The organism is Streptomyces sp. NPDC060205, from assembly GCF_042728395.1.
In the GTDB taxonomy this organism is placed as follows: domain Bacteria; phylum Actinomycetota; class Actinomycetes; order Streptomycetales; family Streptomycetaceae; genus Streptomyces.
Genome location: NZ_JBHWZP010000615.1, coordinates 1 through 1,814 on the forward strand (window position 1 = coordinate 1; position 1,814 = coordinate 1,814).

At 70.1% G+C, this 1,814-nt stretch carries 2 protein-coding genes; one reads left to right on the forward strand and one right to left on the reverse strand.

Annotated features, from left to right (window positions below):
• Window positions 1–66: 66 nt before the first annotated feature.
• Window positions 67–1,089 (reverse strand): NADP-dependent oxidoreductase, encoded by a 1,023-nt coding sequence (locus ACFWGJ_RS43515; RefSeq protein WP_387334517.1) that lies wholly within the window; start codon window positions 1,087–1,089, stop codon window positions 67–69.
• A gap of 113 nt (window positions 1,090–1,202) precedes the next feature.
• On the opposite strand from ACFWGJ_RS43515, the gene ACFWGJ_RS43520 reads away from it, so the two are divergent.
• Window positions 1,203–1,649, forward strand: a complete 447-nt coding sequence (locus tag ACFWGJ_RS43520; protein ID WP_387334518.1) for a MarR family winged helix-turn-helix transcriptional regulator — start codon at window positions 1,203–1,205, stop codon at window positions 1,647–1,649.
• Window positions 1,650–1,814 lie beyond the last annotated feature (165 nt).

The window sequence follows — 1,814 nt, forward strand, 5'->3', positions numbered from 1 at the left end:
CCCCTAGGTACCTAGGGGCGCGGGGAACTGCGCAATCCTTGGGGCCCGCCCCCACCCGCGTGGGGGTCAGAGCGTGACGATCATCTTGCCCGTGTTGTCGCCTCGCAGGACCCCGAGGAACGCCTCAAGGTTGTTCTCGATGCCCTCGACAACCGTCTCCCGGTACTTGAGTTCGCCCGAGGCGACCCACGGCCCGACCTCCTGCACGAACTGCGGCTGCAGGTCGTAGTGGTCGCCGACGAGGAGCCCCTGGATCCGGCCGCGCGTGGCGATGAGGCGCGCGAGGTTCTTCGGCCCCGGCGCCGGCTCCGTGTTGTTGTAGACGGAGATCATTCCGCAGATGGCGATACGGCCGCGCAGGTTGAGGGAGCCGATGGCCGCTTCGAGGTGGTCGCCGCCGACGTTGTCGAAGTAGACGTCGATGCCGTCCGGGGCGGCCTTCCTGAGCTGCTCGCTCACCGGGCCGCTCTTGTAGTTGAAGGCCGCGTCGAAGCCGTACTCCTCCACCAGCAGCCTGACCTTCTCGTCGGAGCCGGCCGAGCCGATGACCCGCGAGGCACCCTTGAGCTTGGCGATCTGGCCGACCTGGCTGCCGACGGCGCCGGCCGCGCCGGACACGAAGACGGAGTCGCCCTCCTGGAAGGACGCGGTGCGCAGCAGGCCCGCGTACGCGGTGAGGCCGGTCATGCCGAGCACGCCGAGGTACGTGGTCAGGGGCGCGGCGTCGGGGTCCACCTTGACGGCGTGCTTGGCGTCGAAGACGGCGTATTCGCGCCAGCCGAAGCCGTGCAGGACGTGGTCGCCGACGGAGAAGCCGTCCGCGTTCGAGGCGACGACCTCGCCGACCGCGCCGCCCAGCATGGCCTTGCCCAGCTCGTAGGGGGCGACGTACGACTTAGCGGCGCTCATGCGGCCGCGCATGTACGGGTCCACGGAGAGGTGCTTGTTGCGCACCACGATCTGGTCCGGGCCGGGCTGCTTCAGGTCGGCCTCGACCAGGGCGAAGTCCTCGGGCTCGGGGACGCCGACCGGGCGGCTGACGAGGTGCCATTCGCGGCCGGTGGCGGGGAGCTCGGCTGTGTCGGTCATGAAGGGCGCCTTTCCTGGTGCAACGGTTTCCACACATGAGAATGCTTCAGTATGTGAAACAACCATGCGCCTGAATATTTCATGATGTCAAGTAACCGGGTAGCCTGTCGGGCATGGCCGCTGAGAAGACTCCCTCGTTCGATCCACTGACCTTTGAGGTCGTCGACCTCATCGGCACGGTCGTGGCCCGCTACCACGAGGAGTACGAGGAAGCGGCGGCGGAGCACGCGCTGACCGGGGCGCAGGCGCGGCTGCTGAGCCTGCTGTCGCTGCAGCCGCTGCCGATGCGGCGGCTGGCGCAGAAGCTGAAGTGCGAGCCGTCGAACGTGACCGGGATCGTGGACCGGCTGGAGGCGCGGGGGCTGGCGGAGCGGCGGCCGGACCCGTCCGATCGCCGCGTGAAGCTGGCCGCTGTGACGGAGGAGGGGCGGGCCGTCGCGCGGAACCTGCGGTTGTCCCTGCGGTTCGCTCGTGAGCCGTTGGCGACGTTGTCGCGGGAGGAGCGGGTGGCTCTGCGGGGCCTGCTGCTGCGGATGCTGGACGACTCCCCCACCGCGTGACCTGCGGTCGGCGGGGGGCTTGACCGCGCGCCTGCACCCGCGGCCCGGCGGGGGCTGGTCGCGCAGTTCCCCGCGCCCCCTTGAAGGGGCACGAACCCCTTGACCTCACCTGCGGCCCGGTGGGGGTCACCCGCGCAGTTCCCCGCGCCCCTAGGCGCCTAGGGG